This is a genomic window from Ascidiaceihabitans sp. (assembly GCF_039986515.1).
Lineage (GTDB): Bacteria > Pseudomonadota > Alphaproteobacteria > Rhodobacterales > Rhodobacteraceae > Ascidiaceihabitans.
Genome location: NZ_JBDWQO010000007.1, coordinates 745,712 through 764,347, shown reverse-complemented (window position 1 = coordinate 764,347; position 18,636 = coordinate 745,712). Strand labels below are relative to the sequence as shown.

General features: G+C 55.4%; 16 protein-coding genes and 1 tRNA gene. 7 read left to right on the top strand and 10 right to left on the bottom strand.

What is annotated here, in order from left to right; genetic code table 11:
• Positions 1-2: 2 nt before the first annotated feature.
• The 7 genes from ABJL60_RS06370 to fabI form a co-directional block, all read right to left on the bottom strand.
• Positions 3-1,166, bottom strand: coding sequence for a cytochrome P450 (locus ABJL60_RS06370; protein WP_348373574.1), 1,164 nt, complete (start codon positions 1,164-1,166; stop codon positions 3-5).
• A 24-nt stretch (positions 1,167-1,190) separates the two neighbouring features.
• Positions 1,191-2,699: an anthranilate synthase component I gene (gene trpE / locus ABJL60_RS06365; protein ID WP_348373573.1), complete on the bottom strand. Its 1,509-nt coding sequence runs from the start codon at positions 2,697-2,699 to the stop codon at positions 1,191-1,193.
• Positions 2,700-2,711: 12 nt separating this feature from the next.
• Positions 2,712-4,556 (bottom strand): peptidyl-prolyl cis-trans isomerase, encoded by a 1,845-nt coding sequence (locus tag ABJL60_RS06360; RefSeq protein ID WP_348373572.1) that lies wholly within the window; start codon positions 4,554-4,556, stop codon positions 2,712-2,714.
• 70 nt (positions 4,557-4,626) lie between these two features.
• The gene (locus ABJL60_RS06355) at positions 4,627-5,802 is read right to left on the bottom strand and encodes an aminotransferase (RefSeq protein WP_348373571.1); all 1,176 of its coding nucleotides are present in this window, start codon (positions 5,800-5,802) and stop codon (positions 4,627-4,629) included.
• 67 nt (positions 5,803-5,869) lie between these two features.
• On the bottom strand, positions 5,870-6,400 hold the full coding sequence (gene gpt, locus ABJL60_RS06350; RefSeq protein ID WP_108828315.1) for a xanthine phosphoribosyltransferase: 531 nt from the start codon (positions 6,398-6,400) through the stop codon (positions 5,870-5,872).
• 1 nt (position 6,401) lies between these two features.
• On the bottom strand, positions 6,402-7,004 hold the full coding sequence (locus ABJL60_RS06345; protein ID WP_348285611.1) for a LysE family translocator: 603 nt from the start codon (positions 7,002-7,004) through the stop codon (positions 6,402-6,404).
• 7 nt (positions 7,005-7,011) lie between these two features.
• Positions 7,012-7,818 (bottom strand): enoyl-ACP reductase FabI, encoded by an 807-nt coding sequence (gene fabI / locus ABJL60_RS06340; protein ID WP_348285613.1) that lies wholly within the window; start codon positions 7,816-7,818, stop codon positions 7,012-7,014.
• 166 nt (positions 7,819-7,984) lie between these two features.
• Between fabI and pdxH the strand changes: the two genes are divergently transcribed.
• The 6 genes from pdxH to ABJL60_RS06310 all read left to right on the top strand — a co-directional run bounded on the left by pdxH (position 7,985) and on the right by ABJL60_RS06310 (position 15,240).
• A complete protein-coding gene (pdxH, locus tag ABJL60_RS06335) occupies positions 7,985-8,590 on the top strand; it encodes a pyridoxamine 5'-phosphate oxidase (protein WP_108828318.1) in 606 nt (201 codons plus the stop codon).
• 132 nt (positions 8,591-8,722) lie between these two features.
• Entirely contained in the window at positions 8,723-9,256 is a 534-nt protein-coding gene (locus tag ABJL60_RS06330; RefSeq protein ID WP_348285615.1) for a cold shock domain-containing protein, read from the top strand.
• Positions 9,257-9,267: 11 nt separating this feature from the next.
• A complete protein-coding gene (locus ABJL60_RS06325) occupies positions 9,268-9,732 on the top strand; it encodes a DUF192 domain-containing protein (protein WP_348373915.1) in 465 nt (154 codons plus the stop codon).
• A 149-nt stretch (positions 9,733-9,881) separates the two neighbouring features.
• A tRNA-Pro gene (locus tag ABJL60_RS06320) sits at positions 9,882-9,958 on the top strand.
• Between the two features lie 712 nt (positions 9,959-10,670).
• Positions 10,671-14,351, top strand: a complete 3,681-nt coding sequence (locus ABJL60_RS06315; protein ID WP_348373570.1) for a vitamin B12-dependent ribonucleotide reductase — start codon at positions 10,671-10,673, stop codon at positions 14,349-14,351.
• Between the two features lie 415 nt (positions 14,352-14,766).
• Positions 14,767-15,240, top strand: a complete 474-nt coding sequence (locus ABJL60_RS06310; protein ID WP_348285618.1) for a hypothetical protein — start codon at positions 14,767-14,769, stop codon at positions 15,238-15,240.
• A 14-nt stretch (positions 15,241-15,254) separates the two neighbouring features.
• Here the strand turns inward: ABJL60_RS06310 and ABJL60_RS06305 are convergent, their stop codons facing one another.
• A complete protein-coding gene (locus ABJL60_RS06305; RefSeq protein WP_348373569.1) occupies positions 15,255-15,911 on the bottom strand; it encodes an FkbM family methyltransferase in 657 nt (218 codons plus the stop codon).
• A 77-nt stretch (positions 15,912-15,988) separates the two neighbouring features.
• Complete coding sequence (locus ABJL60_RS06300; RefSeq protein WP_348373568.1) at positions 15,989-16,453, bottom strand: sigma-70 family RNA polymerase sigma factor; 465 nt, start codon at positions 16,451-16,453, stop codon at positions 15,989-15,991.
• Between the two features lie 236 nt (positions 16,454-16,689).
• On the opposite strand from ABJL60_RS06300, the gene ABJL60_RS06295 reads away from it, so the two are divergent.
• Positions 16,690-16,923, top strand: a complete 234-nt coding sequence (locus ABJL60_RS06295) for a hypothetical protein (RefSeq protein WP_108828324.1) — start codon at positions 16,690-16,692, stop codon at positions 16,921-16,923.
• Positions 16,924-17,073: 150 nt separating this feature from the next.
• Here the strand turns inward: ABJL60_RS06295 and ABJL60_RS06290 are convergent, their stop codons facing one another.
• Entirely contained in the window at positions 17,074-18,612 is a 1,539-nt protein-coding gene (locus ABJL60_RS06290) for a trimethylamine methyltransferase family protein (protein ID WP_348373567.1), read from the bottom strand.
• Positions 18,613-18,636 lie beyond the last annotated feature (24 nt).

Below are 18,636 nucleotides of genomic sequence, written 5' to 3'. Positions count from 1 at the left end.
ATTTAACCGTCCACGCCAGTCCACGCCACCGGCACCTGCAAAGGCCCGCGAAAGGCCCACCCTGTAAATGGGACGTCGCCAGTCAGGCGTAAGCCGTTCAGGTGCTTAAAGGCCAACGGCAAAGCGATGTCCGCGATAATGCATCGGGCGGCTGCAGCGCCTGCGCAAAAATGTGGACCTGCGCCAAAACTTATCGCGGCTTGTGTGTTGCGTGTGACGTCGAATTGGTCCGGCTTTTCGAAATGTGCTGCATCGCGGCAAGCAGACCCGAACATAAAGAACACGCGGTCACCCGGGGCAAAGGTGATCCCGTCGATGCAATCGTGTTGGGCGACCTCGCGTGGTGACATGCCTATGGGCGCCATCCAGCGGGCGTATTCGGAAAATGCATCCGCATATGTGGCGCGGCCGTTTTGGACCGCGTCCAAACTGTCGGGGTGGCTCAGCAACGCCCAAATCGTGCCTGCAATCGCGTCGCGCGGTTCGTTTTGCCCGCCCGAAATGATCAATTTGATGTTTGCGCGAATGCTGTCCATCGGCAGCCCTGCATCCTTCATCACAGCCAGTGCGGACATAGCTGTGGGGGTGTCAAGGTTTTGGTCAATATACGCATCAATCAGGGCCGTGGCCGCATGGCAGCGGTTTTCAATGTCTTGGATCCCAGCGTAGTTGGCACAGCCGTCGATCATCGCTTGGCTCACGCGGTCCATCTCGGTCTCTGACATATCGACAAGCCCTGTTATCGCTTTCAAAGCCATTGCCGAGACGGGCATCGCATAATCCGCGACCAAATCACACGATCCGCGCGGTTTCAGGGCTTTGATGTGGACCAAAGCGGCGCGTTCGAATATCGGTTTCCAGTGGGTGGCCACGGTGCGCGGAGACAGCGCGGGAAACACCGCTTTGCGTTCTGCCATATGCGCGTCCGCGTCTTTGCGCATCATGTTTTCGCCCATCAAGGTGGTCATTAACCCGCCCGGTTGGCGTGAGGAAAACACCTTTGTGCGTTTTTCATGCAGGTGAATGTCGTCGCGGCACGTAAACAGCGTGGCACCAAGTTGTGGCACCCACGCTATTGGGGCTTTTGCACGCATCTGTGCCAATTGGGGGTAGGGATCGGCTGCAAATGCAGCCAGATCAATGTCGAAATGTGGGGCGCTGGACATAAAACCAAAGCCTAGCGATGCCTGTTAGCTGTTGCCAGTCCCAAAACGGGCAGCATCTGCGGCAGCGCGCCGAATGGCACCAGATTTATGGATGGTTTCCATGAACTCTGCCTCAGGATCACTGTCATAGACCACGCCGCCACCTGCCTGAATGTACAGCTTCTGATCCTGGACAACAGCCGTGCGCAGCGCGATGCACATGTCCATGTCGCCGCCTGCGCTGAAGTATCCGACGCCACCGCCGTAGATACCGCGCTTTTCGGGTTCCAATTCGTCGATGATCTCCATTGCGCGGACTTTAGGCGCACCAGACACAGTGCCCGCAGGCATACCCGCAAAGAAGGCATCCAAGGCATCGCAGCCGTCTTTCAATTCGCCCACCACATTCGAGACGATGTGCATGACATGGCTGTAGCGTTCGACAATAAATTCTTCGGTCGGGCGCACTGTACCGATTTTGGCCACACGGCCCACGTCATTTCGGCCCAAATCCAGCAGCATCAAATGTTCTGCCAGCTCTTTCTCGTCGGCCAGCAGGTCGGCTTCCAACGCGTTGTCTTCTTCAGGCGTGGCGCCGCGTTTGCGGGTGCCTGCAATGGGGCGAATGGTGACTTCATTGCCAAAGACACGCACCAGAATTTCCGGGGAGGCCCCCACAACCTGAAATCCGCCAAAGTTGAAATAGAACATGAAAGGCGACGGGTTGGTGCGGCGCAAAGACCTGTAAAGCGAAAAGGGGGGCTGGCGGAAGTCTTGTGTCCAGCGCTGTGACGGCACGCATTGGAAGATGTCGCCGGCGCGGATGTAATCCTTGGCCTTTTCGACAGCAAATTTGTAACCGTCGCGGGTAAAGTTGCTGACAGGTTCGAAATCTGTGCCCTCATCCCCCAGATTGCGGGTTTCGGTGGGCATGGCGCGTTCCAGATCACGCACGGCATCCATGACGCGTTCAGCCGCCTGTGCGTAGGCCGCGCGTGCGGATTGGCCATCGCTGACCCACGCGGGGGACACAACCGTTACCTCGCCTTTGACACCGTCCAGGACAGCAATCACAGAAGGGCGCAGCATCAAAGCATCTGGAACGCCCAGAACATCCGTGTTCACGTTTGGAAGATGTTCGACCAACCGGATCATGTCGTACCCAAGATACCCAAACAAACCCGCAGCGGCTTGGGGCATGTCATCGGGAAGGTTAATTTTGCTTTCCGCGATTAACGCACGCAAAACGTCCAAAGGATTGCCGGGTGCATCTTCAAATGCATCCGCGTCAAAACGGGCCTGACGGTTGATGGCAGATGTGGTGCCATTGCAGCGCCAGACAAGGTCAGGTTTCATGCCAATGATGGAATACCGCCCGCGCACTTCGCCGCCTGTGACTGATTCCAGTACAAAAGCGTCTTTTTGCGCCCCCGTCAGCTTCAGCATCAAGGACACAGGCGTATCAAGGTCTGCGGCCAAACGGGTGTATACGATCTGGTGCTCACCTGCGGTATAGCCCGTGGCGAAATCATCAAAACTTGGTGTCAAAGCCATGAAACTGGACCTTTAGGGGAAATTGACATGAACCGCTTGCAAAGCGCGTTGGTCGATGTGCTGACCTGCACGCAGCAAGGTGTCTTGGGCAAAAACATCAAACAGGTCTTGCGCCAATGATTGATTGATCTGGGCTGTAAGCTGCGCTTGAAGTTCCTGCGTTTCTGGATCGTCAGAAGCTGCTGATACGGCATCCAAACGGACCAGAAGGACGGTGCCAAAGCTGTCGATCACGCGCAAATCACCTGTGGCCATTTCAAAGACCTCGGACATAAAGCTGGGGGGCGTGCCACCCACAAAGCTGCTGCGGGTCTGGTCGACCTCTTGGGTGGCGTCCAAGCCAAGGCCAGCAAAATCTGTGCCAGCGGCAAGCTGCGGCACAAGGGCTTCGGCCTGTTCACGCAGGCGGTTTTCGGTTTGCGCGTTTTCCCAGTTGGCCTGAACCTGAGGCAGCACTTCGTCGAAGGGTGCGGGTTGTGCGGGAATTTCTTCTTCCAGACGGATGGCAAACACACCGCCATCGTCCAAAGATTTAATGGCTGGAAAATCGTCAACTGTCACCGCGCGGGCGGCTTCGGCAAAATCAACATAAGCGGCAATGCCGTCACCGCTGCCGTCGAACCAGTCCAACGTGCCCAATTCCATATCGGATTCTGCCGCAATCTCTTCCAAAGTCGCACCACCCGCCAACAGATCATCTAGATTTTCGGCTTCGGATGCGATGATGCGGCGCGCACGGTCTGATCCCAAAGCGTCACGCAGTTCCAGCTGTGCGTCTTCAAAGGACGTGCTTTGTGCAGGCAGAACGCCGTTGACGCGGAACAATGCCGGGCCAAGATCAGTGGCAAACGGGCCAACCACATCGCCAGCTTCTGCGGTGAACACGGCTTCGCCTGCGTCGCCCAGTTCAAGACGTTGGACATCGCCCAGATCGATATCAGCCAGTTCCAGACCGCGTCCGTCGACCAAAGCTTCAAATGTGGTGCCGTTTACTTCTAGTGCTGCGGCGGCCTGATCTGCGGCTTCCTGATCCAGAAACACCAGACGCTCGACCAGGCGGCGTTCGGGGGTGTTGTATTCGTCGATGCGCGTCTCATATTCAGCGCGCAGCTGGTCTTCGGGAATTTCGATTGTTGGAAGCAAGCTGTCAGGGGACAGATGCACGAACGTCAGGCGTTTGATGTCGGGACGCATGAAGTCTTGTGTGTTTTCATCGTAGTAGCTGCGCAGATCGTCAGATGTGGCGGTCAACAATGGCCCGTCCAGATCGTCTGCGGTCAAACGCGCCCATGTAAAGTCGCGCTGTTCTGCGACGTAGCTGACGATGGTGTCGGCGTAGGATTGTGGCATCACAACACCGCTTGATACGGCGCCTTGCAGAATGGTGCGCGCGGTTTCTTCGCGCAGCGTCGTTTCAAATTCGGATTCGGACAAGCCGCTGTTGCGCAGCGCAAAAGTGTAGCCTTCGCGGTCAAAGGACCCATCGACACCCTGAAACGTAGGAATTTGCAAAATCTGGTCGCGCAGGTTTTCGTCACCGATCGACAGGCCGATGTTGGACGTCTCATTGTCCAAAGCGCGCTGCGTCACCAATCGGGATAAGACGGCTTGATCCAGCCCGATTTCGCGCACGCGCGTGAAGGGCAACGGCTCACCTGTACGGCGTTGGATATTCTGGATTTCGCGGCCCAGATCCCGTGCGTAGGTGTTTAGATCAATATTTTTGTCACCCACAGTGCCAAGCGTATTGACGGTGCCAGTCAGATTTGTCGCCCCAAATCCACCCAAGCCCAAGATCAGCAGACCCATCAATATCCACACTGCCGTCTTCGAAATGCTGTTGCCGCCTTTGGCCATGTTGCTCGCCTTTTTGTATGTCTTAGGGTTGTTCTATGGGCCAAGTCCCAAGGTGGCAAGGGCGATCAGGTCACAATGCCACAGCGCTAAGTCTTTCATAAAGCGTCGCGATGCCAGCCACATCGAGATTGGCAAAAGCGATGCGTAGATGCGTGGCGCCCGTTGGATCGCCTTCGGGCACAAACATGGTGCCGGGCAGGCATAAAATGCCCGCATCTTTCACCAGGAACGGGGCCAATTCGGCCGATGACATGGCAAACGGGTGCTGCATGTAGGCAAAGTAGGCCCCCGCACTGCGCAGAGTCCAGCCCTTGGCGGCCAGAACGTCGAAGCCTTCGCGGATTGCCGCGGCCCTTGCCAGAATTTCAAGGCGCTGTTTGGCCAGCCATGCATCAAGGTTGTTCAATCCCCAAAGGGCTGCGTGCTGCGCGATCTGGTTGGGGCAGATGGTGACCGTGTCCAGAAACTTTTCAATCTCTTGCAAGCGTGTGGGCGAGGCGATGATGGCCCCGACACGGTGGCCTGTCAGGCGATAGGATTTCGAGAAGGAATAAAGGTGAATAAACGTCTGCCCCCAGTCGGGTTGCTGGAACAACGCGTGTGGGGCGACCGGGTTTGAGTGAAAATCACGGTAGGTTTCATCGACAATCAACGCCAGCCTGTGTTTTTGCGCCAGCTTAAAGAAGGCAAGAACCAAATCCGCAGGGTATTCCACACCTGTTGGATTGTTGGGGGTGACAAGTGCGATGGCACGTGTGCGCGATGTGATCCGTGCCTCTGCCGCGGCGACAGTGGGGTGCATGTTGTCTTCGCACGGGATCGGTACAGCCCCGACGCCCGACATGTCCATCCACATTTTATGGTTGAAATACCAAGGCGTTGGAACAAGAACTTCATCCCCTTCCGTGCACAGTGCCGCAAGCACGGCTGCAAAAGCCTGATTGCACCCCGAGGTGATTGCCACATTGTCTGCTGTGATCCGGGTGTCGTAGTGTTTTGACGCATTGTCCGCCAAGGCCGTGCGCAACGATTCTGTGCCCAGCACCGGACCATACAAATGCACGTTGTCGTCATTGAGGGCTGCGTGTGCCATGGCTTCGCGCATCTGTGGAACGGGTGGATCGACAGGGGCTGCTTGGCTGACATTGATCAATGGGCGATCATCAGGATGGGTGACGCCATCCAGCCAGCGCCGTGCCTCCATGACGGGGGGCGAGAAGGTGGAGGATGTGCGCGAGATGCCCATGCTTGGCCTTTGTGGTCAGAGGTTGGATGCCTTTGGCAAGGCAGGTCCGTTAAAGGCGACCTGAATGTCAGTCCGTGCCGCGGTAAGGTTCGACGTATTGCAGCGCCATATCCCAAGGAAAGAAAATCCATGTATCTTGCGATACGCCCGTGATGAACGTGTCCACCATAGGCTCCCCTTTGGGTTTGGCATAGACCGTTGCGAAATGGGCGTTAGGGTAGAGTTCCCGCACCAGTTCCAGGGTTTTACCACTGTCCACCAGATCATCGATGATCAGGATGCCAGTGCCGTCCCCCATCAGTTCTTTGTCAGGGGATTTCAAGACTTTGGCCTCAGAACGTTGATCCGCTTTGCCACCGCCTGAATGGTAGGATTTGACCGAAATCGTATCGACGGTGCGCACGTCCAGTTCGCGTGCAATGATCATTGCAGGTGCCATGCCGCCGCGCGTGATGGCCACAATGGCGCGCCATGCGCCATCGTCCGGCCCGCGTCCGTCCAACCGCCACGCAAGGGCGCGGCTGTCGCGGTGCATCTGGTCCCAGCTGATGTGAAACCCTTTTTCGTGGGGCAGGCGGTTTGGATCTTTGGCGGTCATACTATTTTCCTAGCAGCAATTTCAGACCGAAGCCGCCCAGCAACAGGGACGCGATACGGTCAAAGAGAGGTTTAAGACGCAGATAGCCTGCGCGGGCAGGCGGGCTGGACAAAAGCACTGCAAAGCCCGCGTAAAAAATCACTTCCAGCGTTAGATGGTTCAGAATCACAAATGCGATGTCCGTTGACGTTAGATCCTTTGGAAAGATCACCACAATGACGGCGGCCGCAAACAGCATCGACTTGGGGTTACCAAAGTTGACCAAGAGGCCGTCCAGAAACGCGCGGCCATGTCCTTTGGGGGCTTGGCCCAATGTGTCAGGGGCGCTGCGCCAAATGGTTACAGCGAGATACAAAAGGTAAAGCGCACCACCGATTTTCAAAGCGGTGTAGGCCCATGGGAACAAGGTGAACACAGCCTCCAGGCCCAAAAACGCGGCCCCGGTCCAGCATGTCGCCGCACATCCAAGGCCCAAACCCGTAAAGATTCCGGCGCGTCTGCCAGAGGTTACAGCGGTTTTCATAGCAAATAGCATCGCGGCACCCGGACTGGCCAAGGCCACGATTAGAATCGTGTTAAAGGCAAGAAGGGCGTCCCAAGTCACGCGCCGACTACCCTTTGCTGATGTCCGGCGCGTCGACGGCTTTCATACCGACGACATGGTACCCCGCATCGACGTGCAGGTTTTCGCCTGTGGTGCCAGAGGCCAGATCGGACAAAAGATACAGCGCAGACTTGCCGACGTCTTCGATGGTGACGTTGCGGCGGAGCGGCGAATTGTATTCGTTCCACTTCATGATGTAACGAAAATCGCCGATACCGGACGCCGCCAGCGTTTTGATCGGACCCGCTGAAATGGCATTTACCCGGATGCCGTCTTTGCCCAAATCTTCGGCAAGATACTTAACCGACGCTTCAAGTGCGGCCTTGGCCACACCCATGACATTGTAATGCGGCATGACTTGTTCCGCGCCGTAGTATGTCAACGTCAGGGCAGATCCGCCTTCGGACATCATCTTTTCAGCGCGCTGCATGATCGCTGTGAAAGAGAACACAGAAATGTCCATCGTCATCGCGAAATTGTCGCGACTGGTGTCGACATAGCGGCCACGCAATTCGTTTTTGTCTGAAAAACCAATGGCATGAACGACAAAGTCCAAGTGATCCCAATGGTCTTTCAGGCTGTCAAACAGTGCATCCATGGATGTTTCAGAACCAACGTCACAGGGCAGAACGATGTCGCTGCCAAGCTGTGCCGCCAACGGATCAACGCGTTTTTTCAAAGCGTCACCCTGATACGAGAAGGCCAATTCGGCACCTGCGTCGGAACAGGCTTTGGCGATGCCCCACGCGATTGATTTGTCATTGGCCAATCCCATAATCAGCCCGCGCTTTCCCGCCATGATAGTGTTTTGCATGCCTGTCCCCACTTTTATTACCGATTGTTCCCGGATGCGTCGTTTTGACCAATACGGTAATGCGATAAGAGCATCAAGTTTCCTAATAGCTTTAGGCTACCGTCAGGTAAGGCTTGTAGTACACTAGGGCGTGAAATAACGGCACATCGGTCAAACAGGAGCGGCTATGACAGAGCGTAAAGGTAAATTTGCAGGCGACGACCCCTTTGTGATTGCACAAAAGTGGTTGGCAGAAGCCCAAGACAGCGAACTGAACGACCCGAATGCAATAGCGTTAAGCACCGTAGACGCCTCCGGATTGCCAAATGCGCGCATGGTCTTGCTGAAAGACATCGAAGCCGGAGCGTTTGTGTTTTACACCAACTATACATCTGCCAAAGCACAGGAACTGGACAGCGCGGGCAAAGCTGCCTTTGTGATGCACTGGAAGTCGCTGCGCCGCCAAATTCGTGTACGCGGTCTGGTCGAAAAGGAAGACGGGCCATCAGCCGATGCGTATTACGCCTCGCGGTCCCTTAAAAGTCGCTTGGGGGCTTGGGCTTCGGATCAAAGCAAACCGCTTAGCAGCCGCACCGCGTTGGTGGCCAAAGTTGCCAAAGTCACAGCCACGCATGGCACCAATCCCAAACGACCACCCTTTTGGGGCGGTTACCGCATTACGCCACTTGAGATAGAATTCTGGGCAGACGGAGATCACAGGTTGCATGACCGGTTTGTCTGGCGCCGTGAAAATACCGACCTTCCATGGGCGATAGATCGCCTAAATCCCTGAATTTCACGTATCGTGAATTGCAGCTTATTGTTTTGTATGGTTTTTTTCAGCTTGAATGTTTAATCAAAAATCGCGCAAGACTATGCGTTAGAGATTGTGCCACTTTATTGGCAAATGAATGAAAGATATACTGTGTCCAACGAAGAAAATACCACGGACCAGATTGCAGGCCTTGTTAAATGGTTTGACCCCGTAAAGGGTTTTGGATTTGTCGTCGCGGACCAAGGTGGGCCCGATATCCTGTTACATGTGAATGTGCTGCGCAATTTTGGCCAAAGCTCTGTCGCTGACGGGGCGCGCATAACTGTAGATGTCCAAAATACCGACCGCGGCGTGCAAGCCGTCGGAATTATCAGTATTGAACCGCCTGAAGGAGACGGCACAGCAAACCTGTCTGACATCGCAGAGCTGGACGCCGATACAGTGGCCGATGCGCCGCTGGAACCGGGCAGGGTCAAATGGTTCGACAAGGGCAAGGGCTTTGGATTCGCCAATATCTTTGCGCGTGAAGAAGATGTTTTCCTGCATGTTGAAGTGCTGCGCAGATCAGGGCTTTCTGATTTGCAACCCGGCGAGGCCCTTGCAATGCGCGTCATAGACGGCAAACGTGGTAAGATGGCGGCTGAAGTTCACGCCTGGGAAGTTGCATTACACAAGGACACCTGATTGTGCGGTATATTCTGTCTGCTTTGGCTCTGACTGTTGTTTTTCTATCTACAGGCGGGGCAGGGTATGCAGAATGTCGTGCTGATACTGTGTATCTTCGCGGCGATTGGGGGCAGGCGCGATTCAGCGTCGATGTGGCCGACACTTTTGAAACTCAAAGTCGCGGTTTGATGTTTGTGGAAGAGATGCCTTTGTCCAAGGGCATGTTGTTTGTCTACGACCGTCCAAAATCGTTGTCATTTTGGATGCGCAACACACTGATTCCTTTGGATATGGTCTTCGTCGATCCGTTTGGCGTTGTGAAGCACATCCACTCGAATGCGATTCCCCAAGACCTGACCCCGATCCACGGTGGCGACGGGCTTGTCGCCGTTCTTGAGATCAACGGCGGTTTGGCCAAGCAGCTTGGCATTACGGTTGGATCTGAAATGCGGCATCCTTCTTTTGTGAAATCTCTGGCCGCTTGGCCCTGTTAGGCGGGTTGTGCGGCCATGGCGCAGGGGCTTTCATCGTTCCAATTGAATGCCACAGCGCACAAGTGAGATAAAATCGAATTGGGGTACCTTTGATGTACTTTAAGGGCTTTTCAAATCAGAACACGCGGTCTAAAGAGACGCACATGGTTCGGGGCGTGGCGCAGCCTGGTAGCGCACCTGTTTTGGGTACAGGGGGTCGGAGGTTCGAATCCTCTCGCCCCGACCATATATAACCAGTCCGACACCCATAGGACTGCGACGCAAACAGGCGCTACATCTACATGTAGCGCCTGTTGTCGTTTTGATCATTTAAATCTCAACATCTTGTGTTTCGTACGCCAGCGGCTGCAGTGATTCCTTTGATCGGTGGGGCGTAGACCGTCGGATTCGTTGCAATTGGTTGCATCTTGGTCACCATATTTAGGGCCCGCATCGTAAGGTCTACAAAATATTGATTTAGCAAATTCCGTCCACAGTCATGGTCGTTAACTTGTGGATAACTTCATCGGATGGTTCACAAATTAGGGCTAAACTGGCCCAAACATTCACAAAACTGTGACCCGATACTGGGGGTAAAAATCCTTAACATTTATTAACGTTAACGAAGTGAATCGGGCACCCACGTGACCCCCTGTTTCATCTTGTTTGGTCAAGGGTGTTTGTTGTTAAAAAAGTGCAAAAAGAGCGTTGACCGGATGGGTGCAGATACGTCAAGTTGTGTAAACCAACCAACGCACTACTAGATTTAGTGATTAACACTAAGCAGGACGTTGGAACGGTAGGGACGGCAAAAAGCTTCGGTTTTCCAAATTGAACTGGCTGTGCAGCGTGACATGCGTTGCGTGCAGCGTCGATTTTTGCGCCCAAACGACTGAGGTGGGGGGCCCGCAACGCCGGGGCTGCCAAAAAAATTGAAACGCTTGTGATGAGGCAGCGCTATGAAGATTGAAAGAACATTCACGACAGCCGGGCAGGACGCTTACGCATCCTTGGATTTCGTGTCCACAGTGTCGGAAATCCGCAATCCTGATGGTACAATCGTGTTTCACCTCGACAACGTTGAGGTGCCGGCCAAATGGAGCCAGGTCGCGTCAGATGTCATCGCGCAAAAATACTTCCGCAAAGCAGGCGTTCCAAGCCGTTTGAAGAAAGTTAAAGAAAAAGACGTTCCCGAATTCCTGTGGCGCTCTGTTCCAGATGGCGACGATGTCGAGTTCACAGGCGAAACATCTTCCAAGCAAGTGTTCGACCGCCTTGCAGGTGCGTGGGCGTATTGGGGCTGGAAAGGTGGCTACTTCACCACCGAAGCCGACGCACAGGCCTACTACGACGAGATGCGCCACATGCTGGCCTCGCAGCGCGCAGCACCAAACAGCCCGCAGTGGTTCAACACAGGGCTGCACTGGGCTTACGGCATCGATGGTCCGGCCCAAGGCCACCACTATGTCGATTACAAGACAGGCAAATTGACTGCGTCCAAATCATCCTACGAACACCCACAGCCCCACGCCTGCTTCATCCAGTCCGTGTCCGACGATCTGGTCAACGACGGTGGCATCATGGATTTGTGGGTGCGTGAAGCGCGTTTGTTCAAATACGGCTCTGGCACAGGCACCAACTTCTCGTCCTTGCGGGCAGCGGGCGAAAATCTGTCCGGTGGTGGTAAATCCTCTGGCCTCATGGGTTTCCTGAAAATCGGTGACCGTGCAGCAGGGGCCATCAAGTCCGGTGGCACAACACGTCGCGCGGCCAAGATGGTGATCGTCGATGCGGATCACCCCGATATCGAAGACTTCATCAACTGGAAGGTGCTGGAAGAGCAGAAAGTGGCGTCCATCGTCGCAGGCTCCAAAATGCACGAGCAAAAGCTGAACCTGATCTTTGACGCGATCAAAGCATGGGACGGCGCCGAGGCAGACGCCTACGATCCAAAGACCAACCCACAGCTGAAAGACGCCGTGCGTGCCGCTAAAAAGGTTGCGATCCCAGAGACATACGTGAAACGCGTGCTGGATTACGCAAAGCAGGGCCACACATCCATCGAATTCCCGACGTATGACACGGATTGGGATTCCGAAGCTTACAATTCTGTCTCCGGCCAAAACTCCAACAACTCTATCCGCGTGACAAACGCCTTCCTGACGGCCGTTGAAAAAGACGCAGACTGGGAATTGGTCAACCGTACAAACGGCAAAGTACACAAGGTCATCAAAGCGCGTGATCTGTGGGAACAAGTCGGCCACGCCGCATGGGCCTGTGCCGATCCAGGCATCCAATACCACGACACCGTGAACGAATGGCACACATGCCCTGAAGACGGCGAAATCCGCGGATCAAACCCGTGTTCCGAATACATGTTCCTTGACGACACCGCCTGTAACCTTGCGTCCATGAACCTGCTGACCTTCTTGAAAGACGGCCAGTTCCAAGTGGAAGACTACATGCACGCCTCGCGTCTGTGGACTGTGACGCTGGAAATCTCGGTGATGATGGCGCAGTTCCCGTCCAAAGCGATTGCGCAGCGGTCTTATGACTTCCGCACGCTGGGTCTGGGTTATGCGAACATCGGCGGCTTGCTGATGAACATGGGCTATTCCTATGACAGCGACGAAGGCCGCGCCTTGTGTGGCGCGTTGACCGCGATCATGACAGGCGTTGCATATGCGACATCTGCTGAAATGGCAGGCGAGCTTGGCCCGTTCCCGGGTTACAAAAAGAACGCCGACCACATGCTGCGGGTCATGCGCAACCATCGCAACGCATCTTATGGCGCGAAAGAAGGCTATGAAGCATTGGCCGTGAAACCCGTGCCATTGGACCACGCCAACTGCCCGGATGCCCGTCTGATTGATCTGGCAATGTCCACATGGGACGAGGCGCTTGCTTTGGGTGAAAAGAACGGCTACCGAAACGCGCAAACTTCTGTGATCGCACCAACAGGCACGATCGGTCTGGTGATGGATTGCGACACGACAGGGATCGAGCCTGACTTTGCGCTGGTGAAATTCAAGAAGCTTGCGGGCGGCGGCTACTTCAAGATCATCAACCAATCCGTGCCAGCGGCTTTGGAAAAGCTGGGCTACGGGTCGGCGCAGATCGAAGAAATCGTATCCCACGCCGTGGGCCACGGCAGCATCGGCAACGCGCCGGGCATCAACCACACGTCCTTAATGGGGCATGGGTTTGGACCAAATGAGCTGGCCAAAGTGGACGCGGCGCTGGAATCAGCTTTCGACATCCGCTTTGTCTTCAACCAATGGACCTTGGGCGAAGAGTTCTGCACGCAAGTGCTTGGTATACCAACGGAAAAGCTGAACGATCCAACCTTCGATCTGCTAAAATCCTTGGGCTTCTCCAAGGCGGACATCGAGGCAGCCAACAACCACGTTTGTGGCACAATGACCGTTGAAGGTGCGCCGCATCTGAAAGAACATCATTACAGCATCTTTGACTGCGCCAACCCGTGCGGCAAAACCGGCAAGCGTTACTTGTCCGTGAACAGCCACATCCACATGATGGCCGCGGCACAATCCTTCATCTCGGGTGCGATTTCCAAAACGATCAACATGCCAAACGATGCAACGATCGAAGACTGCCAGAAAGCCTATGAACTGTCATGGTCGTTGGGTGTAAAAGCGAACGCTTTGTACCGCGATGGTTCCAAACTGTCCCAGCCTTTGGCGGCAGCTTTGGTCGAAGACGACGACGACGCGCAGGAAACACTGGAAAGCGGTTCCATGCACGAAAAGGCCACAGTTCTGGCCGAAAAGATCGTCGAAAAGGTAATCATCAAGGAAATCGTCAAGTCGCACCGCGAAAAGATGCCAGAGCGCCGCAAAGGCTACACCCAAAAAGCCATCGTGGGCGGGCACAAAGTGTACCTGCGCACAGGTGAATACCAAGACGGCAATCTGGGCGAGATCTTCATCGACATGCACAAAGAAGGTGCAGGCTTCCGGGCGATGATGAACAACTTTGCCATCGCTGTGTCCGTGGGTCTGCAATACGGTGTGCCTTTGGAGGAATTTGTCGACGCCTTCACCTTCACCAAATTCGAACCAGCCGGCATGGTGCAAGGCAACGACAGCATCAAGAATGCGACCTCAATCCTTGATTACATCTTCCGCGAACTGGCCGTGTCCTATCTGGACCGCACCGATCTGGCGCATGTCCAACCCGAAGGCGCGTCATTTGACAGCCTTGGGCGCGGCGAAGAAGAGGGCGTCAGCAACGTCTCCGAGATTTCGGAAACAGCGGCCAGCAAGTCCTTGGAAGTGCTGAAACAAATCAGCTCAACGGGCTATCTGCGCAAGCGTTTGCCGCAAGATCTTGTGGTTCTGCAAGGAGGCATGGCCGAAGCAGGCATGAGTGATCCTGTGGGTGCATTGGAAACTCTGGTGCCGGAAATCGCCACAGCCGCCGTCGTTTCGGGTGGTGGGGCAACGGCTGTCAGTTCTGGAACCGTCAGTTCCGGCTCAATCAAAATGGACGCACGGGTCAAAGCCAAAATGCAAGGCTATGAGGGCGAAGCCTGTGGCGAATGTGGCAACTACACGTTGGTGCGCAACGGCACCTGCATGAAGTGCAATACATGCGGTGGCACTTCGGGCTGCAGCTGAAATTCACCTCTCCGATCCGGAGATGTGTAGGGGGTCGGCTCCATGCAAATGACCGACCCCCGACGAATTAGGAAATTCTTTGAGTTTCCGCAGTAACAGGGTGGGGCGCGACTGTAGTCCTTCCCACCTTATACGGGGGCCTTCTTTTAGGTCTCTGGTACACGGGGCGGGTGCGCTCGCCCCTAACGACGTCTAGGCCGCAGGCAAAAAAATTCCGAGCGGTTAACATAGTGAGCTTAGACGGCGAAACTAATGGGGGGACTTCGGTCCTCCCTTTTTTCTTGTGTTGTGCATTGATGGCTGTTTCCGGGTTTGGGTGTCCCCATCTTTCTTTTCAGCGGCTAAAAGCCAGCGCTCTAACTGATCCTTAAGGCTCAGGCTGTAAACGGCATGGATCACAGCAATCAGAGCGCCTATGCCACAACGCCGTAAACCGTCCATGCATCATATTCCGGCCTACGAAGATGCTGGGTTGTTCAAGAATACTGTGTCACCCATCGATGTGGAGTTGGTGCCGCAAATGCAGCGTAATGCGCGACAGGATTTGGTGGTACGCGGTTTTTTGCAGGATCGGTCGATTGATGTGGTGTTTGCGGGACGCCGTGCCAAACAAGTGGCGCCTTTGGAAACGCATCTGTCCGCGATGGTCGCGCATGCGCGGCGGTGGGCACAGGGGCAGGGGCTTGGAAAATCGGTTGATGTGGAAAGCCTACGTTTACCACTGCGCATCGAAGGTGCGTTTCGGCCAAAATTTTCGCGTGACGTGTCAGGCTGGGAAACCCGTGCCTATCAAATCATGGTATCGCGTTGGACGATGATTGACGCGGTCGGAAATATTACAGTGTTCGGCACGCAACCTGTCATTTCAGCGGCCAAAACCCCGCGTTAACGGGCGTGTACAGTTCAGCCGGTTTTTACGGACCACTGTTCCCAAACAAACGGGTATTCCCAATCGCAACTGTGGGTGACAGCCAAGCCTGCGCGAATTTCGTCCCGCACAGGACTGAAACGGGGCTCAAACAGATGGAACTGAACCTGAAGTGTCCCAATACGCGCCATGATCCCGCTATCGATCAGCGCGGGAAGCAGATCGTATTCTCCACCTTCGATGTTCATCTTCGCCAATGCGATGTCGGGAATGTCGTTGTCAGCAAAGAACCGGTCAAGGCTGCGAATTTCGGCTTCAAATGCAGTGGCGTGATCGGCCACAGCAGAAGACGCGTCGCCTGCATCCGAAAGCGTCAGGTGGCCGTCTTCAGCACCCAAAGCAAAGCTGTGGACGTGAACATTGTCACGATTTGCAAACTGGTCATGCAATGACTTTGCAAATCCCGGATGGGGTTCAAAAACATGAACGATGGCCTCGGGTTGCGACCGCAAAACATCTTCGGTCCACGCGCCCACATATCCGCCAAAGTCAAACACAACAGCGCCCGCGGACAAGTCATAGCGTTCCAGACGGGCTTGGCCTTTGTCACGCTTCCAGGCCTTGTAGGCGTCATGAAACACGCCTTTCCAAGGATTGCGACGGCGGTCGAGCCAGCGTTTGAGTGAGGCCATGGGGTATTTCCTTCAAAACTTGACCTTGGTTAGCGGTCCATGGCCTGCGGTTCAAGCGCTGGCGAGTGCATTGTGTGTTATTCAGTGGTGCCCAAAGTGTCACGCAGACGTGCGCGGGCACGCGCAAGGCGCGACATCACAGTGCCGACAGGCACATCCAACTGATGCGCCAAAGTGGCGGGCGATGTCTCTCCGCTGCAAATCAGTCGCATCAACACGGCCTGATCGGCAGGCAGTGCATCGATCGCCTGCAAAGCATCGGCACATTCCAAACGGGTCAATGCCACCGGATCAACTGCAACCGCATCGTCTTCCAGTTCTTCGGGTGGCGGCGGACCACGCCATTTCATGCGGGCTTGATTGTGCAGCGTGCGCATCGCGTAGGGCCCCAATTTGTCGATGGAATGCCCCTTTTTGAGCCGTTGCAAGATCCGCAGCAACGCGTCTTGCATCAGATCTTCGGCGTCGGCGGGTGATGGGGTCAAACGCCGTGCACGCCTTTTCAATAAGGGCATCAGGTCTTCCAGAGATGTGTTTTGCATGAATAGTGCCTCCTGCGGGCACTGTTTCAAATCCTCGGAAATACACCATACGGGGGAAATTTGCCGATGGCTGGTTTGCGCATTTTTTGGGCAAGGCGTCGCGCATGGCGCTGTCTCAATTCGGCGATTCTGTGCGCGGGGACTGGGTGCAGGGACGGAAAGGGCCAATTGCGCATCAATCAGTGTGAGGGCCGATGACGGTCCTTAACCACAAAATCCTGAAAGGGAGTTATCACATGACAAAGTTTCACATCGGTACACTGGCCATCTTCGCGGCCTTCGCATCCCCTGCCTTGGCCCAAAGCGCTGACGCAAATGGCGACGGCGTGCTGACCATCGACGAAGTCCAGGCCGTTTACCCAGACGTGACTGCCGACAGCTTCACAGCGATGGATTTGAACGCTGATGGCGCTCTGGATGCAGAAGAAGTGTCTGCGGCCCAAGACGCAGGCCTTATGCCGGCAGGCTAACCCAAGAATACTGGTGCCATCTTTGCGCTTTCGCGTGCCCACGTGGAAGTGCCAGATCTGACATCGCCCAGATGGCACCGGTTGGTGGGGGCGCGCGACCCGATGATTCCCCAAACTCATTGGGTCGCGTTGCCTTTTTGTTTCAGTAGGTTACGGCTTGAGGTGAATGTTGAACTTCGCCCTTAATGCAGCTTCCAGCGCAGGATCAAACTGTGCCTGCGACGGGGCACCCAGAATGTCTTCCTTGCGTGCCGTGGCTTTGGCGATCAGATCGGGCTTGCCCTTTTCTGCCCATTCCTTTGGCGATGTGCGGTCCCCGAAGGTCGGATAGACGCTTTCGGTTTGCATCCGCGACAGCGTTTGATCGGTGCCCAGATAATGACCGGGCCCCCCCATACAGACCTGTGCAATTTCATCCAGGGCGAGGGTTTCGTCGTTCACTTCGATGCCACGCACGCAGCGCATGGCCTGTCCCAGAAGATCGTCGCTCAAGATCAGGGATTCGTGGCAAAATCCAAGTAGTGACGCGTGCATGCCTGCAGCTTCATACACCATATTCACACCCGAAAGTCCCGCCAGAACGCTGGAACACATCTGTTCCCAACCGGCTTGCATGTCGGGCATTTTTGAATCCGACGCGCCGCCTGCGGCCCCTCCGGGCAGGTCATAGAACCGGTGCATTTGCCCGCAACCCGCTGTCAAAAGGGCTTGTTCGCCCGACCCGATGGACATCGCACCTGTGCGCAAATCCAAACCGAAAGGCCAGGTGCCAAAGACACAAGGCGCGCCCGGTTTGACGGCGTTGACATAGACCAGCCCCGCCAGACATTCGGCAGTGGCCTGCACAATCGCACCTGCAATGGTGGACGGGGCAGTGGCGCCTTGCATGCCCGCCGACAACAACAGCACAGGCAATCCCGCTTCAATGCAGCGTTCCATGACTTCGCAACTTTCGGTGGCGAATTTCATCGGAGGCACAACAAAACAGTTGGAATTGGACACAAAAGGGCGTTCGCGGAATTTGTCTTCGCCGCCTGCAATCATGTACAGCATCTCTACGGCAGGGGCGACAAAATCGGGTTCCGTAAAGGACGTGCCGATGTGTTTCATGGTGCCGGAACAGGCCGCAAAAATGGTGTTGTAGTCCATTTCCATATTGTCTGTGATGTCCCGGCACACCATTGGGCGCTGGCAAAAGTGAACGTTGTCCAAAACATCAACGATTTTTGCTGCGTCGTGCAGGTCTTGCACAGTGGATTCGCGGTACGCGTTGCCTGCAACATCGACCATGTGCACGGCGGCGCCAGCGGTGCCGTAATGCACGTTTGATCCGGACAGTTCCAGATCGGTTTTCCCGTCACGGCTGAAGTAGGTCACCGACCGGTTGGCGCGTGCTAGGGTGTCTTCGACCAAGGCGCGGGGAAAGCGGATGCGACCGTCATCGCCCAGAATTGCCCCGGCTCCCGTCAGGTAATCGATCCCGGAAGGTGGCGCGTCTGCCAACCCGATGCGCTCAAGTGCATCCAATGCGGCGTGGTGGATGCGTTGGACGTCTGCATCGGAAAGTGGATTGTACCGGCCACCCTCCATGCCGGGGCGAATGGGGCGGAGGCTGTCTGCCAACGGGGCAGCGCGGGCGGCGCGGCGTGCGGCGCGACCGCCGCTGCGAGACGGATTTTGTGCGTTCATTTTGTGGAATATCCATTTGGTACG